Annotated in this window: 17 protein-coding genes; 7 read left to right on the top strand and 10 right to left on the bottom strand. The window is 63.1% G+C overall.

The window, feature by feature from the left end:
* Window positions 1–12: 12 nt before the first annotated feature.
* From hpaH to K3725_RS01060, 6 genes are read right to left on the bottom strand one after another with little or no spacing between them, the layout of a single operon-like run.
* Complete coding sequence (hpaH, locus tag K3725_RS01035; RefSeq protein WP_260017051.1) at window positions 13–813, bottom strand: 2-oxo-hept-4-ene-1,7-dioate hydratase; 801 nt, start codon at window positions 811–813, stop codon at window positions 13–15.
* Window positions 810–1,661 (bottom strand): fumarylacetoacetate hydrolase family protein, encoded by an 852-nt coding sequence (locus tag K3725_RS01040; protein ID WP_260017052.1) that lies wholly within the window; start codon window positions 1,659–1,661, stop codon window positions 810–812. The genes hpaH and K3725_RS01040 overlap by 4 nt, the downstream gene beginning before the upstream one ends.
* Window positions 1,661–3,073, bottom strand: a complete 1,413-nt coding sequence (locus K3725_RS01045; RefSeq protein ID WP_260017053.1) for a pyridoxal-dependent decarboxylase — start codon at window positions 3,071–3,073, stop codon at window positions 1,661–1,663. The genes K3725_RS01040 and K3725_RS01045 overlap by 1 nt, the downstream gene beginning before the upstream one ends.
* Window positions 3,074–3,133: 60 nt before the next feature.
* Window positions 3,134–4,114 carry a 3,4-dihydroxyphenylacetate 2,3-dioxygenase gene (gene hpaD / locus K3725_RS01050; RefSeq protein WP_260017054.1) on the bottom strand — a complete coding sequence of 327 codons (981 nt, stop codon included), beginning with the start codon at window positions 4,112–4,114 and terminating at the stop codon, window positions 3,134–3,136.
* Between the two features lie 45 nt (window positions 4,115–4,159).
* The gene (gene hpaE / locus K3725_RS01055; RefSeq protein ID WP_260017055.1) at window positions 4,160–5,671 is read right to left on the bottom strand and encodes a 5-carboxymethyl-2-hydroxymuconate semialdehyde dehydrogenase; all 1,512 of its coding nucleotides are present in this window, start codon (window positions 5,669–5,671) and stop codon (window positions 4,160–4,162) included.
* Window positions 5,671–6,063 (bottom strand): 5-carboxymethyl-2-hydroxymuconate Delta-isomerase, encoded by a 393-nt coding sequence (locus K3725_RS01060; protein WP_260017056.1) that lies wholly within the window; start codon window positions 6,061–6,063, stop codon window positions 5,671–5,673. Before K3725_RS01060 ends, hpaE begins: the two co-directional genes overlap by 1 nt.
* Window positions 6,064–6,178: 115 nt before the next feature.
* Here K3725_RS01060 and hpaR point away from each other — a divergent pair, with 115 nt between their 5' ends.
* The 5 genes from hpaR (at window position 6,179) to K3725_RS01085 (ending at window position 12,052) form a co-directional block, all read left to right on the top strand.
* The gene (gene hpaR, locus K3725_RS01065; protein WP_260017057.1) at window positions 6,179–6,619 is read left to right on the top strand and encodes a homoprotocatechuate degradation operon regulator HpaR; all 441 of its coding nucleotides are present in this window, start codon (window positions 6,179–6,181) and stop codon (window positions 6,617–6,619) included.
* 284 nt (window positions 6,620–6,903) lie between these two features.
* Window positions 6,904–8,154 carry a sarcosine oxidase subunit beta family protein gene (locus K3725_RS01070; RefSeq protein WP_260018547.1) on the top strand — a complete coding sequence of 417 codons (1,251 nt, stop codon included), beginning with the start codon at window positions 6,904–6,906 and terminating at the stop codon, window positions 8,152–8,154.
* Window positions 8,155–8,167: 13 nt separating this feature from the next.
* Entirely contained in the window at window positions 8,168–8,455 is a 288-nt protein-coding gene (locus tag K3725_RS01075) for a sarcosine oxidase subunit delta (protein WP_260017058.1), read from the top strand.
* Window positions 8,452–11,478: a sarcosine oxidase subunit alpha family protein gene (locus K3725_RS01080; protein WP_260017059.1), complete on the top strand. Its 3,027-nt coding sequence runs from the start codon at window positions 8,452–8,454 to the stop codon at window positions 11,476–11,478. The genes K3725_RS01075 and K3725_RS01080 overlap by 4 nt, the downstream gene beginning before the upstream one ends.
* The gene (locus K3725_RS01085) at window positions 11,471–12,052 is read left to right on the top strand and encodes a sarcosine oxidase subunit gamma (RefSeq protein WP_260017060.1); all 582 of its coding nucleotides are present in this window, start codon (window positions 11,471–11,473) and stop codon (window positions 12,050–12,052) included. The genes K3725_RS01080 and K3725_RS01085 overlap by 8 nt, the downstream gene beginning before the upstream one ends.
* A 45-nt stretch (window positions 12,053–12,097) precedes the next feature.
* Here the strand turns inward: K3725_RS01085 and K3725_RS01090 are convergent, their stop codons facing one another.
* The 3 genes from K3725_RS01090 to K3725_RS01100 all read right to left on the bottom strand — a co-directional run bounded on the left by K3725_RS01090 (window position 12,098) and on the right by K3725_RS01100 (window position 15,171).
* Window positions 12,098–12,628, bottom strand: coding sequence for a hypothetical protein (locus K3725_RS01090; protein WP_260017061.1), 531 nt, complete (start codon window positions 12,626–12,628; stop codon window positions 12,098–12,100).
* A gap of 98 nt (window positions 12,629–12,726) precedes the next feature.
* Entirely contained in the window at window positions 12,727–13,731 is a 1,005-nt protein-coding gene (locus K3725_RS01095; protein WP_260017062.1) for a GlxA family transcriptional regulator, read from the bottom strand.
* 93 nt (window positions 13,732–13,824) lie between these two features.
* A complete protein-coding gene (locus K3725_RS01100) occupies window positions 13,825–15,171 on the bottom strand; it encodes an NAD(P)-binding domain-containing protein (protein ID WP_260017063.1) in 1,347 nt (448 codons plus the stop codon).
* A 162-nt stretch (window positions 15,172–15,333) separates the two neighbouring features.
* On the opposite strand from K3725_RS01100, the gene K3725_RS01105 reads away from it, so the two are divergent.
* Window positions 15,334–16,635, top strand: coding sequence for an ABC transporter substrate-binding protein (locus K3725_RS01105; RefSeq protein WP_260017064.1), 1,302 nt, complete (start codon window positions 15,334–15,336; stop codon window positions 16,633–16,635).
* A gap of 6 nt (window positions 16,636–16,641) precedes the next feature.
* Here K3725_RS01105 and K3725_RS01110 read toward each other — a convergent pair whose 3' ends face one another.
* Window positions 16,642–17,370 carry a FadR/GntR family transcriptional regulator gene (locus K3725_RS01110; protein ID WP_260017065.1) on the bottom strand — a complete coding sequence of 243 codons (729 nt, stop codon included), beginning with the start codon at window positions 17,368–17,370 and terminating at the stop codon, window positions 16,642–16,644.
* Window positions 17,371–17,943: 573 nt separating this feature from the next.
* Here K3725_RS01110 and K3725_RS01115 point away from each other — a divergent pair.
* A complete protein-coding gene (locus K3725_RS01115; protein ID WP_260017066.1) occupies window positions 17,944–18,600 on the top strand; it encodes an XRE family transcriptional regulator in 657 nt (218 codons plus the stop codon).
* The last annotated feature ends 25 nt before the right edge of the window (window positions 18,601–18,625 follow it).

The raw sequence follows: 18,625 nt of genomic DNA on the forward strand, positions 1-18,625 counted from the left end.
CGGGGCCTCCTGTCAGGCGAAATTGATGGATACGGAACCGAAGGGGCCGAAATCTGCGGCGATCTCCGTGCCCGGCGGGCATTCGATGGGGCGGATGAAAGAGCCTGAGAGCACGATATCCCCGGCCTCGATCTGTTGTCCATATTCGGCCATCCGCCGGGCCAGCCACAGGACCGAGGTGACGGGATCGTTCAGGACACCCGCGCCGAGGCCGGTTTCCTCGACTGTGCCGTTGCGGGCGGCGATGGCACCAACCCAGCGCAGGTCATGGGCGTCCACGGCGTGGCGTTCCGCGCCCAGCACGACGCCTGCATTGGCGGCGTTATCGCTGATGGTGTCGGTGATGGTGCGGGCCTGGCCGGTTGCCGGGTCTGCACGCAGGATGCGGGTGTCGAGGATCTCCAGCGAGGGCGTTACATAGTCCGTAGCGGCCAGCACATCCGCGCGGGTGCACGCGGCGCCGGCGAGGGGGGATTTCATGATAAAAGCGATCTCGGCCTCCACCCGCGGCTGGATGAAGCGCCCGGCGGGGGCGGTGCTGCCGTTCTCAAACACCATGTCGTCCAAGAGCACGCCGCTGTCGGGGGTGGTGATGTTCAGCGCCTGCTGCATGGCGCGGCTGGTGAGGCCGATCTTCCAGCCGATTTTCTTGCGGCCGGAGGCCAGTTTTTGCCTGATTAGAGCCTGCTGCACCGCATAGGCATCATCCAGCGTCATGCCGGGGTAGGCCAAGGAAAGCAGGCCGCATTGCTGGCCGGTCTGCTCGGCTTTGAACAGCCGGTCAGCGGCGTCCCGGTGCTGTTCGGGAGTCATGCCTCGTCCTCTACCGTGTTGCGCAGGGTGCCGATGCCTTCGACCTCAACCTCGACCACGTCACCGGGTTTCAGGTATTTCGGCGGGTCGAACCGGGCGCCTGCGCCGGTGGGCGTGCCGGTGATGATCACGTCGCCGGGCTGCAGGGTGGTGAAGGTGGAGATATAGGCGATCTCGTCGCGGACCGGGAAGATCATTCGGTTGAGAGTGTCATTCTGGCGGATCTCTCCGTTCACGCGGGTAACGAGGCGGGCCTCATCCAGCTGGGCGGGATCGGTGAAGGGCACCAGCCAGGGGCCGATCGCGCCGGAATTGTCCCAGTTCTTGCCTTGGGTGACGTTGAATTTGGCGTGGCGCACCCAGTCGCGGATGGTGCCCTCATTTGCCAGTGTTAGAGCCGCAATATGGTCGTAGGCATCCTCCGGCTTGATCCGGCGGCCCGGTTTGCCGATCACCACGGCGACCTCGCCCTCGTAATCCAGCGTGTGGTTTTCCGGCGGGCGGATCAGCGGGCGCCCGGCACCGGTGAAGGAGCGCGGGAAGCGGGGGAACAGGGACATATGCCTGGGCTGGGCGGAGCCGTCCTTGTATTCCGCGTTGCGGTCCGGGAAGTTGACGCCGACACAGATGATCTTTTCCGGGTTGGGGATCGGGATCTCATAGCTGAAATCCGTGTGGGTCACAGGCATGCCCTCCGCGGCCTTTGCCAATGCGGGCAGGCCGTCTGCCGCGATCACCTCGCGCAATGTGGGCCAGTCCGGGAACTGTGGCGACAGGGCGATCATGCCGGCGTCTGTGACTGCGCCATAGAAGGTCTCGCCATTGGCAGTGCAGGTGGCAAAGCGCATCAGGTCAGGCTCCTCGCGATTCCGGTGATGACATCGAAGGCCATCATCACGTCTGCCTCAGTTGTTTCGAACTGGCCCGCTTGGAAGCGGATCACCAGCTGGCCGTCGAGGCGGGTCTGGGTCAGGTAGATGCGGCCGTCGCCGTTGATGGCATTGACCAGCCGCAGATTCAAATCGTCCAGATCCGCGGCGCCCTCAGGCGCATAGCGGAACGACCAGAGCGACCACATCGGTGCGCTGGTGATCTCGAAATCAGGCTCTAACTTCAGTTTGTCGTGCAGCTGGTTTGACCAGTTGATGTGATTGCGCAGCCGCTGGCGCAGGCCCTCAAGCCCGTAGGTACGGATCAGGAACCAGATTTTCAGCGCCCGGAAACGGCGGCCCAGCGGCACCGACCATTCGGAATAGTTGATGATGCCGTCATGGCCGTGGGTCTTGAGGTATTCCGGGCTGATCGCCAGGGTCTGCACCAGATCATCCGGGTTCTTCAGGAAATGTGCAGAGCAGTCGAACTGCACGCCGAGCCATTTGTGCGGGTTGAAGACGATGCTGTCGGCGCGTTCGACGCCGGGCCAGTAGTGGCGGTATTCAGGGCAGATCATCGCGGAGCCGGCCCAAGCGGCGTCCACATGAGTGTAGAGGCCGTATTTTTCGGCGACGCCCAGCACCTGATCCACCGGGTCGGTGGCGCCGACGCCGGTGCCGCCGACGCACAGGATAACGCCCGCGGGCTGGTGGCCTGCGGCGAGGTCGGCCTGGATCGCCGCCTCCAGCGCGTCCGGGTCCATGCCGCGCCAATCGCCCTTGATGGGCACCCGGATCAGGTTCTGCTGGCCGATGCCCGCGACCCAGATGGCGCGGTCAATGGAGGTGTGGACCTCAGAAGAACAGTAGATGCGCAGCGCTTTCTGTCCGAACAGGCCTTGGCTGTTGCCCTGCCAATTCAGCGCCTTTTCCCGCATGGTCAGCACTGCGGCGAGGGTGGCGGAGGAGGCCGAGTCCTGGATGACCCCCTGGAACTGGCCGGGCAGGTCCAGCGCCTGGCGCAGCCAGTCCATCATCCGCGTCTCCATCTCCGTCGCCGCGGGTGAGGTCTGCCACAGCATGCACTGCGGTGCGATGGCGGAGGCGAGGAATTCCGCCAGCACCGAGGGCGCGGCGGCGTTGGAGGTGAAATAGGCAAAGAAGCGCGGGTGCTGCCAATGGGTGATGCCGGGCATCACAATGTCTTCGAAATCGCGGAAGATCGCCTCCATCCCCTCGCCGGCCTCAGGCGGGGTTTGGGGCAGGGCGTTCAGAACTTCGCCGGGTTTGCTCCTGGCGCGCACCGGGCGGTCGCCGACGGTCAGGTGATAGTCCTGCGTCCAGTCCGCGACCCGGCGGCCCCATTCGGAGAAGTCATCCCATTTCATTCTTCTTACCTTGTTCTTTTGGGAGTGTGCCCGGCTAGGGGCCGGGCGCGATCCTTTTCATCAGGGTGCAATAATCGGCTGCGCGTTCAAGGCGCTGGGTTTCGGGGTGGCGCCTTCAAACACCGAGCCTTCCTCAAACCAGCTGCGCGGCGCAGGCGCACCCCAAAGGGTCTGGCGCTGCGGGTCGGTGAGCGACCATTTGATCGGCTCCAGGTCCGGGTCGACGGTCTGGTAATCGGAGCAATAGATCTCGATCCGGTGGCCGTCCGGGTCGCGCACATAGAGGAAGAAGGCGTTGGAGATACCGTGGCGGCCGGGGCCGCGCTCGATGTTATCGACATAGCCGGTGGTCGACATCAGATCGAGGAGGTCGATGATATTGAGCGGGTTCGGCACCCAGAAGGCAGTGTGGTGCAGGCGCGGGCCGAGGCCATTGGTGAAGGCCACGTCATGCACGCCGCCCTTGCGGTGCATCCAGGCGGCCCAGATCTTGCCGCTCTCGTCATCCTCGGTGTACTCCGTCACGCGAAAGCCCATCTCGCCATAGAAGGCCACCGAGGCATCCACATCCGCTGAAAACATGTTGAAATGGTCGATGCGGAGCGGTTTTACCCCGTTATAGAGCCTGTATTTCTGGTGAATCGGCTCCAGCCGGTCCATCTTCACATAGAACTCCAGCGGGATGCCCCAGGGGTCGCGGGTGCGTAAGGTTTTGCCCATATGGGGGCGGTCTACCCACTCCACCGGCAGATCTTTGGAGGCGAAAAACTCGGCGGCCTTGTCCAGGTCCGGCGCGTCATAGAGTTTGAAACCCAGCACCCCGACGGAGGCCGCATCCGCCTGCACCAGAACGATGCAGTGGTGGCCGCGTTCCTCCATCGCGCGAAGGTAAATGCGTTCGCTGTCTTCATGCGTCACCTGCAGGCCGAGGGTCTCCACATAAAAGGCGCGGGAGGCGGCGAGGTCGGTCACGGCGTATTCCACATGGGACAGCCGCACAATGTTGAAGGGGGGGTACAGGTTGTGTGCCGGTACGGGCATGGTCATTCCTCCGATAGGCGCGCGTTTCCACTAAACGGTCAGGGATCAGGCGCCGAGGCGCGGGATCTTGTGATGGCCCAGGGCAAAGCCGATGTGTTTCTGTTCCATGTAGAACTCGAATGACCAGTCGCCGCCGTCGCGGCCGATGCCGCTGGCCTTGACCCCGCCAAAGGGGGTGGGCAGGTGGCGGACGTTTTCCGAGTTCACCCAGATCATCCCGGCCTCCAGCGCATTTGTGAAGCGCAGGGCGCGGGTGAGGTCGTTGGTCCAGACATAGCCGGTGAGGCCATACTGCGTGTCATTGGCCAGTGTCAGAGCCTCGTCCTCGTCCTTGAAGCGGATTGCGGTGAGGACCGGGCCAAAGATTTCCTCCTGCGCGATGGTCATGCTGTTGGTGGCATTTGTGAACAGGGTCGGGCGGACAAACCAGCCCTGATCGCCAACGCGGCTGCCACCGGCGGCGATTGTGGCACCGTCCTGTCTGGCGGTTTCAAAGTAGGAGGTGACCTTGTCGAAATGCACCTTGTGGATCAGCGGGCCGACTTCGGTGGCCGGGTCCAGCGGGTGACCGACGCGGATATTGTTCACGCGTTCGATCAGCTTGGCTTCGAAATCCTCTGCGATGTTCTCCTGCACCAAGAGGCGCGAGGAGGAGGTGCAGCGTTCGCCATTGAGCGAGTAAATCATGAAGATCGCGGCATCCAGCGCGCGGTCGAGGTCGGCGTCGTCGAAGACCACGACCGGGTTCTTGCCGCCCAGTTCGAAATGCACCCGTTTCAGGGTATCGGCGCCCTGTTTCATGATCATTGAGCCGGTTTTGCTCTCGCCGACAAAGGCGATGGCCTTGATATCGGGGTGTTCGGTGAGTGCCTTGCCCGCGTCCTCGCCAAAGCCGTTGACCAGGTTCCAGACGCCCGGTGGAAGGCCGGCCTCATGGGCGATCTCGGCCAGTATGCGGGCGGTGAGGGGGGAGAATTCAGCCGGTTTGTGGACCACGGTGCAGCCGGCCGCCAGTGCAGGCGCGATCTTCCAGGTGGACAGCATGAAGGGCGTGTTCCAGGGCGTGATGACGCCAACAGGGCCGATCGGCACCCGGGTGGTCACGTTCATCAGTGTTGGCGATTGCAGCTGCTGGCCGTCGCGGGCAGCGGTGGCCTTGTCCGCGAAGAAGCGGAAGTTTTCGGCGCCGCGCAGGGCGGCCTTGGACATGAAGCGCAGGGCCTGGCCGGTGTCCCAGCATTCGCACAGCGCGATTTCCTCGGCGCGTTCGACGATCAGGTCGGCGATGCGGTTGAGGATCTTCTTGCGCTCCAAGGCGGGCATGTCGCGCCAGGCGGGGAAGGCGGCCTTGGCAGCTGCGGCAGCGGCGTCAATGTCTGCTGCTTCACCCTTGGCAACTGGGCAGATCACGCTTTCGTCTACGGGTGAGGATGTTTCGAACGTGGCGCCGGAGGCGGCGGGGCGGCTTTCGCCGCCGATCAGGTTCAGGATGCCACCCTCGCGGAAGCGGGCCAGGTGGCTGTTCAGCGTTTCGATGTTGGAGGTCAGATCGCTCATCACTGCTCCGCCTTTTGCATGTGGTCGCGGATGGTGCCGCATTTCGGGGAAAGCTCCGGGTCGATGTCGCGCATCTCCAGAGACAGCGCGATAGAGTGCTGCTGCAGGGCCGGTTCAAGGAAGGCTTGCGCCGCGTCGAACACGGCCTGAGCAGCGCGTTTTCGGGTATCGAGGTTGCGGCCTGCGCGCAGCCGGATGGAGATGTCGATATAGCCGTGCTGCGGATCGCCATCAGCAATGGAGGCGTGATTGGCCGCAAAGGCGCGCACCCGGATGCCCGCCAGAGGAAAGGTGCCGGTCTCTGCTGCGGCCTGCCGCAGGTGGCGGCACAGCGCGGCGATGTCGGTGCGCGCTTCCATATTGGCTGAGTAGTCCAGCGTGATATGCGGCATCTGCGTTACCTCTCCTGAATTACTTAACATGTTTAGCAAAATGCACGGCGTTGAGTCAAGCAGAAGAAACCCAAGCGGCAATTGCGTTTAGCCGGAAGCGGGGTGATAATCACGCATGTCCAGGATGATGCCCTCCACCGACCGTTCACTGCCCATTGCCCTTCTGCGGGCGCGGGAGCGCGTGATGGGTCCGATCCGCGCCCTGCTGAGCGGCGCGGGCCTGACCGAGCAGCAATGGCGAGTCCTGCGGGTGGTGCAGGAGAGCGGGCCGATTGACCCGACCCAGATCGCGGACAAGGCCTGTTTGCTGCTGCCGAGCCTGACGCGCATCCTGCAGAAGCTGGAGGAAAAGCAGCTGATCAGCCGGGAGCGCGACACCGAAGACCGCCGCCGCCAGGTGGTGCGGATTACGCCTGCAGGGGAGAAGATCATCACCGACAACCTGGAGGCCAGCCTGGAGCTGATGGAGCAGACCCGCCGGAAGATGGGGGTGGAGCGCTATGAGGCGCTGTTGGATCTGCTGAACGAACTGGACCAGATCGAGCTGCCTGAGTGAGGCTGGAGTGAGTCGGTTTTGCCGCATTTGGCGCGGATGGCCGGGTGCGTGACGCAAATGGGCCTGGCTGCCCATTCTGATGACATCACATGTTATTTAGATATTAAGTTCATTAAATCAATTACTTATAACATATTCACGCTCGGCTCTCCGTAGGCTTTGGTGCTGCGTCTGTACAGGTGATTTCCCGCCTGTGACGCAAATGGCGCGGCTGATGTCCGAAATCCCCCTGTGAAATGACGCATTTCTCAACGATTCTGCCGGAGACAGTTGATGAGGACATCATGCGGTACTCCGGCCTGAAAGTGATCAAGGAGGCCCTGACGGGCCACAAGGGATGGCGCCCGACCTGGCGCGATCCGGAACCCAAGAAAAGCTACGATGTGGTGATCATCGGCGGCGGCGGGCACGGGCTGGCAACAGCCTATTACCTGGCCAAGAACCACGGCATCACCAATGTCGCGGTGATCGAGAAAGGCTGGATCGGCGGCGGCAACGTGGGCCGCAACACAACCATCATCCGCTCCAACTATCTGCTGGACGGCAATGAGCCGTTTTACGAGCTGTCGCTGAAGCTGTGGGAAGGGCTGGAGCAAGACTTCAACTACAACGCCATGGTCAGCCAGCGCGGCATTCTGAACCTGGTGCACACGGACGCGCAGCGCGATGCGGCGCGGCGCCGGGGCAATGCGATGATCCTGAACGGGTCGGACGCGGAACTGCTGGACACCGACGGCGTGCGGGCGATGTACCCGTTCCTGAACTTCAACGATGCGCGTTTCCCGATCAAGGGCGGGCTGCTGCACCGCCGCGGCGGCACCGTGCGCCATGACGCGGTGGCCTGGGGCTATGCCCGCGGCGCGGACCTGCGCGGCGTGGACATCATCCAGAACTGCGAAGTCACCGGCTTCCGGATCGAGAACGGCAAATGCCTGGGTGTGGAGACCAGCAAAGGCTTCATCGGCGCCAATAAAGTGGCGAGCTGTGTTGCCGGGTCGTCGAGCCGGGTGATGGAGAAGGCGGGCATGCGCCTGCCGATTGAAAGCCATGTGCTGCAGGCATTCGTGTCCGAGGGTCTGAAGCCTGTGCTGGACGGGGTCATCACCTTTGGTGCGGGCCACTTCTATTGCAGCCAGTCGGACAAGGGCGGCCTGGTCTTTGGCGGTGACCTGGACATGTACAATTCCTATGCGCAGCGCGGCAACCTGCCGGTGGTCGAGGATGTGATGGAAGGCGGCATGGCGCTGATCCCGGCACTGGGCCGGGTACGGATGCTGCGCAGCTGGGGCGGCATCATGGACATGTCGATGGATGGCTCCCCCTTCATCGACAAGACCCATATCGACGGGCTCTATTTCAACGGCGGCTGGTGCTACGGCGGGTTCAAGGCGACCCCGGCCTCGGGCTGGTGCTATGCGCATCTGCTGGCGACCGATACCCCGCACAAGGTGGCCACGGCCTACCGGCTCGACCGGTTCCGCCGTGGCTGCATGATCGACGAAAAGGGCCAGGGCGCCCAGCCGAACCTGCACTGAGGAAGGAAAGCAGATGATTATCAACCATCCGATCCTCGGACCGCGGGATAGCCAGGAGTTCACCTATCTGGGGGACGCCAGCCTGATCGACCGGCCGGACTGGCAGGCGGCAGACGCGGCGGATCAGTTCCACGACTACCTGTATCTGCGCGACAACCCGGCGGGCGCGCACCGCGAGCTGTGGTTCCATGAGCAGGGCGACCGGTCCTGGCTGGTGGTGACCCGCAACACCGTGACCCATGAAATCCTGAATGTCGAACTGGCCCGTGATGTGGCCCGGGCAAGGGGACGCAGCAAATGAGCGATGTAATGGTAAATGCCGGTTCGGTTGCCTTCCAGGCCGACGGCAGCACTGGCGCCCGCAAGGGTGTTCAGGTCAACCGCTTGGACGGCGGGCTGATCAAGGGCGGCAAGCCGCTGAATTTCACCTTTGACGGCAAGCGCTTCAAAGGGTTTGAGGGCGACACGCTGGCCTCGGCCCTGCTGGCAAACGGTGTGCGGCTGATGGGCCGGTCGTTCAAATACCACCGCCCGCGGGGCGTGCTGACCTCTGGGTCCGAAGAGCCGAACGCATTGGTCGAGCTGCGCAGCGGCGGGCGGCAGGAGCCGAACACACGCGCCACCGTGGCGGAGCTCTATGACGGGCTGGAGGCGAACTCGCAGAACCGCTGGCCGTCGCTGCAGCATGACTTCATGGCGATCAACGACCGGTTCTCGAATTTTCTGACGGCCGGTTTCTACTACAAGACCTTCATGTGGCCTGCGGCGTTCTGGGAGAAGCTGTACGAGCCGATCATCCGCAAGGCGGCGGGTCTGGGCAGCATCAGTTTCGAAGCGGATCCGGATGCCTATGACAAGGGTTTCCTGCATTGTGACCTGCTGGTTATCGGGGCCGGTCCCACCGGCCTGATGGCGGCACTGACGGCTGGCCGGGCCGGGGCGCAGGTGATCATCGCCGACGAAGACTTCCTGCTGGGCGGGCGTCTGAATGCGGAAACTTTTGGTATCGGCGATCTGACCGGCGCGGCCTGGGTTGAACAGGCGCAGGCCGAACTGGCGGCGATGCCGAATGTGCGGGTGATGCCGCGCACCACCATCATCGGCGCCTTTGATCATGGGATCTATGGCGCGGTGGAGCGGGTTTCGGACCACGTGCTGGCGCCGGAGGCGGGCAAGCCGCGGCAGATCCTGTGGCGGATCTATTCCAAGCGGGCGATGCTGGCGGCGGGTGCAACAGAACGCCCCATCGCCTTTGAGAACAACGACCGTCCCGGCGTGATGCTGGCCGGTGCGGTGCGGGCCTATGCCAACCGCTGGGCAGTGACGCCGGATCAGACGGTTGCGGTCTTTACCAACAATGACGACGGCCACCGCACCGCAGCGGACCTGATCGCCAAGGGGGTGAAGGTCACAGCCGTGATCGATACCCGTGCCGATGCGCCCAAGATCGAGGGCGCAGAGCTGTTTGCCGGTGCCCAGGTGATCGATACCAAGGGCCGGCTGGGTCTGGAGTGGGCGCGGGTGCGCCTGGCAAACGGCACCACCCGCGACGTGCCCTGCGGCGCGCTGGCAGTGTCCGGCGGCTGGAACCCGAACGTGCATCTGACCTGCCATCAGCGCGGCCGCCCGGCTTGGCGTGAGGATATTGCGGCCTTTGTGCCGGCAGGCGAGCTGCCGCAGCACATGTCGGTGGCGGGTGCTGCCAATGGCGATTTCTCCACCGCTGCCGCATTGCGGGCCGGTGCCGAGGGCGCCGTGGCCGCGCTGTCGCAACTGGGGATCGAGGCAAAAGTCGCCGATCTGCCCGAAGCTGAAGATGCGCCCGTCAACGTGACCCCCTTCTGGTACGTGAAGGAAGGCAAGGGCCGCGCCTGGCTGGACCAGCAGAACGACGTCACCGTCAAGGACGTGAAACTGGCGCATCAGGAGAACTTCCGCTCTGTCGAGCACCTGAAGCGCTACACCACCCTGGGCATGGCGACCGATCAGGGCAAGACCTCCAACATGGGCGGCCTGGCGATCATGGCCGAACTGGCGGGCAAGCAGATCCCCGAGGTCGGCACCACCATGTTCCGCCCGCCCTACACGCCGGTGTCCTTTGGCGTGATGGCAGGCCGCTCTGTGGGTGAGGAATTCCGCCCCACCCGCAAGACGCCCAGCCACAAATGGGCTGAGGAGCAGGGCGCGGTGTTTGTCGAGGTCGGCCAATGGCTGCGCGCCCAGTGGTTCCCCCAGGCGGGCGAAACCCATTGGCGCCAGTCGGTTGACCGCGAGGTGCTGCAGACCCGCAACTCTGTTGGTATCTGCGATGTGACCACGCTGGGCAAGATTGACGTGCAGGGCAAGGACGCAGCCGAGTTCCTGAACAAGATGTATGCCAATGCCTTTGCCAAGCTGCCGGTGGGCAAGGTCCGCTATGGCCTGATGCTGCGCGAGGATGGCATTGCCTATGACGACGGCACCGCCGCACGCTTTGCCGAGGATCATTTCGTGGTGACCACCACCACCGCCAACGCAGTTCTGGTCTACCGCAACATGGAATTTGCGCGCCAGTGCCTGTTCCCTGACATGGATGTGCAGCTGATCTCGACCACCGAGGCCTGGGCACAGTTCGCGGTGGCGGGTCCGAATGCCCGCAAGCTGCTGCAAAAGGTCGTGGACCCCGAGTTCGACATCTCGAACGAGGCGTTCCCCTTCATGGGCTGCGGTGAAGTCACCGTGGCGGGCGGCTGCCGGGCGCGGCTGTTCCGGATCTCCTTCTCGGGCGAGCTGGCCTATGAGATTGCGGTGCCGACGCGGTACGGCGATGCGATGATCCGCAAGCTGATGGAGGCGGGCGAGGAGTTCGGCGCCGTGCCTTACGGCACCGAGGCGCTGGGCGTCATGCGGATCGAGAAGGGCCATGCCGCCGGCAATGAGCTGAACGGCACCACCTCGGCGCTGAACCTGGGCATGGGCCGGATGGTCAGCAAAAAGAAGGACTGCATCGGCAATACCCTGAGCGAGCGCGAGGGGATGAACCAGGAGGATGCGCTGAAGCTGGTGGGCTTCAAGCCGGTGAATGCCGCCGATCCGGTGCAGGCCGGGGCGCATCTGATGAACGCCGATGGCGAGATCAGCGCGGCCACCGATCAGGGCTATATCACTTCTGCCGCCTATTCGCCGGTGCTGGGCTGTTCGATCGGGATCGGTTTCCTGAAGCGCGGCGACAGCCGCAAGGGTGAGGTGATCCGCGCGGTCAACCCGCTGGAAGGCCGCGAAACCCAGGTCGAAGTTGTCAGCGCGCATTTTGTGGATCCGGAAGGGGAGCGTCTCCGTGGGTAAGTTTGATAATCATGGGCTCAAAGCCATCTCTCCGCTGGGCGGGCATGAGCCGCGGGTGGATGTCTTCACCGGTCTCCAGATCCGGGAGGTCACCGACCGGGCGCTGGCTTCGCTATCTGCACGCCAAGGCAGCGAAGATGCGGTGAAATCTGCGGCTGCGTCCTATTTGGGCGGGGCGTTGCCGGAACCTGCAGGCTGGACTGAGCGCGGTGTGTTCGCTGCTTGGTGGATGGGGCCGGACCTGTGGATGGTCTCTGCCCCGCATGACAGCCACGAACTGATGGCGGCGGATCTGAAGCAGGCCGTGGGCGAGGCGGGTTCTGTTGTGGAGCAGACCGACGGCTGGTGCCGCTTCGACATGGAGGGCCCGCGCTGCTTTGATGTGCTGGAACGGCTGTGCAACGCCAATGTCCGTGCGGGCAAGGCGGGCGAGGCTACCCGGACCTCGATGGAGCATCTGGGTGTGTTCCTGCTGTGCCAGACCCCCGGGCAGGGCTATTCGATCATTGGCCCGCGGTCCTCTGCCAGCTCGCTGCATCACGCGCTGGTGGTGGCGGCGCAATCGGTGATCTGATCCGGGCAAAAAAGAAACGCCGCGCCTGTTCCGCGCGGCGTTTTCCTAGTGGCTGGCCGAAAGGCGCCGCATCACCGACAGGTCGCAGGCTGTTGCATGGCCCATGGCGCGCTTGATCCCTGGCAGCAGTGCAGCGCCGTTCATGGCAAAGGACAGCTCAATCAGTCCGGCATCGCCGTAAGTGCCGGTTACTGCGCTGCGGGCGTCGGCGTCATCCTCGCGCCGGGAAGTGACCGCATCCGCTAAGCGGACAACCGGGATCAGTTCCGGCGGCAGGATCTGGAAATCTGCCCGGAGAATGGCGCTGATCAGTTGCTCATCCAGGCCGCCGGCACGCGCCAGATTGATTTCCGCCTCTACGCAGGTTCCGCAATCCGCGGCCAGCGCCCCGCGCAGGCGGGCGGTGTGGTAGGCACTTGCCGGCACATGGCGGTTAGGGTCCAGAAAACCAAAAATCCTGTTGTAGCGCGACAGCAGGGAGAAATCTGTCCGCGCGATTTGCCGGACATAGTCCAAGCTTACACCAATCCGCCGTTCCGCGCGGCTTATGAAATGCGTGGCAATTGCAGTCAGCATCGCCGTGTCCTCTCAAATCGGGTTACACCAATAAGGAGAGTTTAGCAGCGGACAGTGGCCGCGGTACGGGGAATTGCGCCACAACTGCCCGGAATGCGTCAGGCGGAGGGGATCGGCCGGTTGTCCTGGACCCGGAACAGGTTCACCTTGCGGCGTTCCTCCTGCGGGGTGACGCCGAAGCTGTCGCGGTAGTGCTGCGACAGGGTGGAGGACGTGGCATAACCCACGGCATTGGCGATCGAGGTGATCGAGTCGCGCGAATACATCACCAGCTGGCGGGCGGCGTTCATCCGCAATGTGCGGTAATAGATCGCCGGGCTTTGGCCGGTGGCGGCCTTGAAGCTGCGTTCCAGCTGGCGCGGTGAGACGCCGATTTCGTTGGCGGCATCGCGGATCGAGACCGGGTGTTCCAGATTGTCGGCAAACAGTTCAACCGCCTTGGCAACCGGCGGCGGCAGGCTGTCGGCAGTGCTGTCGGTCTTGAAGGCGGGGATTTTCTGACGCACGCCCTCAGCCCGGACCATCGGGTGCTGGAACCAGCAGGCGACCTCTGTCATCACGGCGTCGCCCATGGCGCGCTCGATCAGTTTCAGCGACAGGTCGAACATCGCCGCGGCGCCGCTGGCAGTGAACCGGCGGCGGTCCAGCACGATCACGTCGTCGACAGTGGCGAGGGACGGGAATTCAGCGGTGAAGGCTGCCTTGTAGCACCAGTGCACTGAGCAGCTGTGCCCGTCGAGCAGGCCGGAGCGGGCCAGCGGAAACACCCCGCCGGAAACCGCGCCCATGGTGGTGCCGTGGCGGGCCAGATGGCGCAGCTTGCCGTTGGAGGCCTTGGGATCCTCGAATTTGCCTTGCGGGCTGGACAGGAGGAACAGCGTATCGACGCCGTCGGCCTCGTCCAGGGCGCAGTCGGGCTGGAACGCCACATTGGCGGAGGCGTTCACGCTGTCGCCGGTTTCGGACACCAGTTTCCATCGGAAGGTTTCAGAGCCGGCAATTTCATTTGCCGCGCGCAGGGGTTCGATGGCCGAGGTCAGGCAGGCCATTGGAAAGCCGGGAAAAATCAAAAAGCCGAGTGTCATGGTGTTATCGCGCTGCATGAGGTGAATTATAGCTTGCGAAGAAAGATTCGCACAGCGGCGAAGGGGTGCCTGCGCCGTACAGGAAGGGAAAAACGGCGCAGGCGTATCTGCCTAGTTTTGCAGATATGCGTCCAGCGAGTCGTCCAGGGCGTCCTTCCACGGGGTGTGGTGGACGGGGGCCATGGTGCCGGTGATCACTGATTTATAGGAGTTGTTGCGGAAGGCCATGATATCCTGGGCCTTGTGCCCCTTCCATTCATAGAAGGCCTGGCAGGCGCCAGCCACGTCGAAGGTCGGGTAGTCAGTCTCCTCGATCAGTTCCAGCACGTAGTCGCCCTGGTACTTGATCGCGTATTTGACGTCGGGCGAGGCTTCCTCGCGCGCTTCGCGCTCCTTCACGTCGGCCAGCAGCGCTGCCTTGTCCGAGGGGATTTCGATCTTGCCCATGATCGCGTCGCGGACCCACCAGGCCTGGGCGTCGAACATGTTGAAGGTGAACCACTGGTCCTGCATGCCCAGGTAGAACATCTTGGGGTTATGGGCATATACGACGCCCTTGTAGAGGTCGGCGGTGGCGAGGCGGTTGGCGGTCTTCAGGCGCAGATCGTCCGGCAGGAAGTTAAAGAAGTGTTTGTAGCCGGTGCAAAGGATGATCGCGTCGACCTCTTTTTGGGTGCCGTTAACGAAGGTGGCGGTGTTGCCCTCGACGCTTTCCAGGGCCGGAACCTCGTCCCAGTTGTCCGGCCATTTAAAGCCCATCGGCTCATTCCGGTAGGAGGTCGTGATCGACTTGGCGCCGTATTTCCAGCACTGGGAGCCGATGTCTTCGGCGGAGTAGGAGGCGCCGAGGATCAGGATGTCCTTGCCGGCAAATTCGCGGGCATCGCGGAAGTCATGGGCGTGCAGAACGCGGCCGTTGAAGGTGTCGAAGCCGGGGTAAAACGGCACATTCGGGGTCGAGAAATGGCCCGAGGCGCAGATCACGTGGTCGAATTCTTCCTTGTAGGTGCTGTCCTTGGTGTGGTCATGCACGGTGACGGTGAAGTTGCCCTTGTCCTCGTTGTATTCGACCCAGCGGATCGGGGAGCTGAAACGGACCCACTTGCGCACATCCGCCTTCTTCACCCGGCCTTCGATGTAATCGAACAGCACGGCGCGCGGCGGGTAGGAGGCGATCTGCTTGCCGAAATGCTCCTCAAACGAATAGTCGGCAAATTCCAGACCCTCCTTGGGGCCGTTGGACCACAGGTAGCGGTACATCGAGCAGTGCACCGGCTCGCCGTTCTCGTCCAGGCCGGTGCGCCAGGTGTAGTTCCACAGGCCGCCCCAGTCGTCCTGCTTCTCAAAGCAGACGATTTCCGGGATCTCCTCGCCCTTGTTGGCTGCGGATTGGAAGGCGCGCAGCTGGGCCAGGCCCGAGGGGCCGGCGCCGATAATGGCAATACGTTTCTTGGTCATCTGGTTCTCCCGTTGGTTCGGACCAATATTGTAATTTGGATCATTTGGTCTGGTCCAATTAGGTCCAAACTTGCACCAATAAGTCAACATTTTTTCACATGCGGAATGTTTTGGGGTGCAATTGGACTGGAAACACATTGTTTTATTGGTAGGATTTCACACATGACGATGACCAGTTTTGTGCACCAGCTGACCGCCCGCGCGGCGCTGCCGCGACTGTCCGTGGGGATGGCAGAATCAGTGAACATTGGATTCCTCGGCCCGCTTTCGGGGCCGGTGGAGAGCTGGGGGCTGCCCGGACTGAACGGCTGCCGGATCTGGGAGGATGGTCTGAACAAGGCTGGCGGAGTGCTGATCGGCGGCCGCCGTTATCCGATCCGGATCCACTCCTACGATTGCGGCTACGATCCCGAACGCGCGCTGGAAGGCGCGGTTGAACTGGTCCAGAACCACAACGTCAGGCTGATGCTGATGCTGGGCGGCGATACCTTTGCGCCGGTGCGCGACTTCCTGATGCGCAACAAGGTGCTGACCTCCACGCTGCTGCCCAGCGATCTGTCACCCGACACGCCCTATCTGATTGCGCCAAGCGAGGCGCATCCGATCCAGAATGTGACCGGTGTGGCCTGGCTGGCGGAGAACCGGCCGGAGCTGAAGACGGTTGCGCTGTGCAGCCAGGCCGATCTGCTGGGGCTGCCGGCGCAGGCGGTCTACCGGGCGGCGTTCAAGGCCGAGGGCAAGCAGATCCTGCGGGAAGTGCAGTATGACCCGGGTGCCAGTGATCCGGCGCCGGTGGTGGATCCGATGCTGGAGAGCGGCGCCGATATCCTGTGCTGGTGCTCATCCTACGCGCCGATGGTGCATGCGATGACGGAATATGCCCATGCCAAGGGGTTCAAGGGGCAGATCATCAGCTGCACCATGGATGGCTATGACCGTTTGGTGGCGCGGACGTCGCCGGACTTCATGGAAGGTGTGGTGTTCCAGTTCCCGGATTTCGACGATCCGATGCTGCGGGAGAAGGCGTTTTTCTTCAACCGCCCGCATGAGTTCTACGAGGAGTACAACCGGCGTTTTCCCGGCAGCTGGTCAGCGGTGAGCTGGGAGTATGTGGCGATCCTGGATATCTGGCACAGCGCGGTGGAGAAGGCGGGATCGGTCGCGCCGCCGTCGGTGCTGGCAGCGATGAAGCAGCTGGGTCATGTCACCCATGCCTTTGGCCACGCGGAATGGTGGGGTGAGGAAATATTCGGTATTTCCAACGCCTTGGTTGGCGATTGGCCAGTGGTGACAATCCAGGACGGCAAGGCGCGTATTGCGGAGTTCAAGTCGATCCCCGCCTGGCTGGCGCAGCATTCCGCCTTGTTGAAAGCAGAGATGGAGGGGCTGGGGCAGCTGTGGCACCAGCGTCTGGAGAGTGATGCGCCGGGCAGCGAGGTCAGCTCGCGCGCGGTGGAGGTCTGAGGCGGCTCAGACCTCCTGCAGCAGCAGCTTCTGCTCGTCGATCAGGTGCAGCTTGATGAACTCCACCGCCGATTCCACATCGCGTGAGGCGATGGCATTGAACAGCGTGTTATAGCGCTTCTGGTAGTCCTGGATCCGCTGCGGCGTCAGGTGGCGGCGGCGCAGCGCGGTGCGGTAAGACAGGCGGCAGGCCTCTATCGTCAGCTCATAGCAGGAGTGCAGCAGAGGATTGCCGGTGCCCTCGGCGATCTTGCGGTAGAGGTCCTCCTCCGCATCAATGAAGTCGCCGGGATCGGTGCGCACGGCCTCCACCCGCGACAGGATCTGGTCCAGTTCCTCGATCTGGCGCGGGGTCATGTTGATCACGGCCAGCCGCACCATCTCCGGTTCCAGAATGCCGCGCACCACCAGGTGGTCGAGCGGCGAGACTTCGTTCGCCAGCGAGCTGTAGGAGGCCGCTTCGGGCTTGGGGTCGGAACGGAATTTCACAAAACTGCCGGAACCGGCGCGGCGGTGTATGACATTCTGGGCGGCCAGGACATCCAGGGCCTCCCGCACGGTGTTGCGGGCCACCCCCAGTTCGGATGCCAGCGTGCGTTCGGAGGGCAGCCGTGTATCCACCGGGTAAGTCCCGGATTTGATCCGGGCAAAGAGCGTGTCGATCACCACCTGCACGGTGGCGCCGACGGAGTGGGTGGTCAGGATCTGCGAGGTGGTGTCTTCCGCTGAGCTCATGATGTGTCGTGTTCCGGGCTGTATGAGCGGGAAACCCTGCTCCTGAGTGCTGTGCACACGCTGCACATGCCGGAGCGGGTGGCGGTGCTGCAGGTGTTTTTCACGGCGGTGATTGGGGCTCAGATTAGCGGTTCCGGTGCCGCTCAGCAAGGACGCTCAGGCGAATTGGTCCAGTTCGGCGGTGTTTTCTAGGGGGTGTCAAAACTGCCCTAGACCGCTGTTTTTATGCTGTTTTGGGTTCTTGCGGCGGCGCATTGCGACGGCAAACCGCAGAATTGGTGCCTTTTTGGTTCCTGGGCGGCAGGTGTTGCACGGCGCGTGGCCTGCCTGGCGGGAGCAGTGTGTGTCCGCCAGCCTGAGTGGCGCAGCAAGGCGGCGCGGGCAATGCTGTGCCGCACGCCAGCGCGCGGGGAAGCGCGGAGGCAACAATTTTCTTTCCTGTGGCGGTTGGGGGTTGGGGAAAATGAGTAATGGCAGTAAAATAATATTCGCAGCATTCCTTGCGCCCGGGAAAGTTTTTACATATCGGCTGCTGCGCGCTTGTCAGACGCCATCCATAAGGAAGATAACACAGTGGCTAAACTCAAAGACGATAGTGACGCAGTGGCTCATAACCTTTCCCAAGACCCGCACCGGGTCCGCGATGGTGCAGAAAAAGTTCTGGAAGTGGCGATTGGCCGCGAGGTGCGGTCGTTCCGGCGGCAGCAGGGGATCACGGTTGCGGATCTGGCCAATCTGACCGGGCTGTCGATCGGCATGCTGTCGAAGATCGAGAATGGCAACACCTCGCCGTCGCTGACCACTTTGCAGCTGCTCGCCAATGCGCTGAGCGTGCCGATCACGTCGTTCTTCCGCCGCTTCGAGGAGAGCCGCGAGGCGGTGCACACCAAATCCGGTGAAGGTGCGGAGACCGAGCGCGCGGGCACGCGGGCCGGGCATCAGTACCAGCTGCTGGGGCATCTGGGCGCCAATGCTTCCGGTGTGATGGTGGAGCCTTACATGATCACCCTGACCGAAGAGTCGGATGTGTTCCCGACTTTCCAGCATGACGGGGTGGAGATGCTCTATATGCTGGAGGGCGAGGTGGACTACCGTCACGGCGACAAGGTGTTTCCGCTGAAGCCGGGGGATACGCTGTTTTTCGACGCGGATGCGCCGCACGGGCCGGAGGAGCTGGTCAAACTGCCGGCGCGCTATCTGTCGGTTATTTCCTACCCGCAATCAAGCTGACGCGCGGCGGCGGTGCTCCCGCCGG

Origin of the sequence: Leisingera sp. S132 (genome assembly GCF_025144465.1) — a bacterium.
Classification (GTDB): Bacteria; Pseudomonadota; Alphaproteobacteria; order Rhodobacterales; family Rhodobacteraceae; genus Leisingera.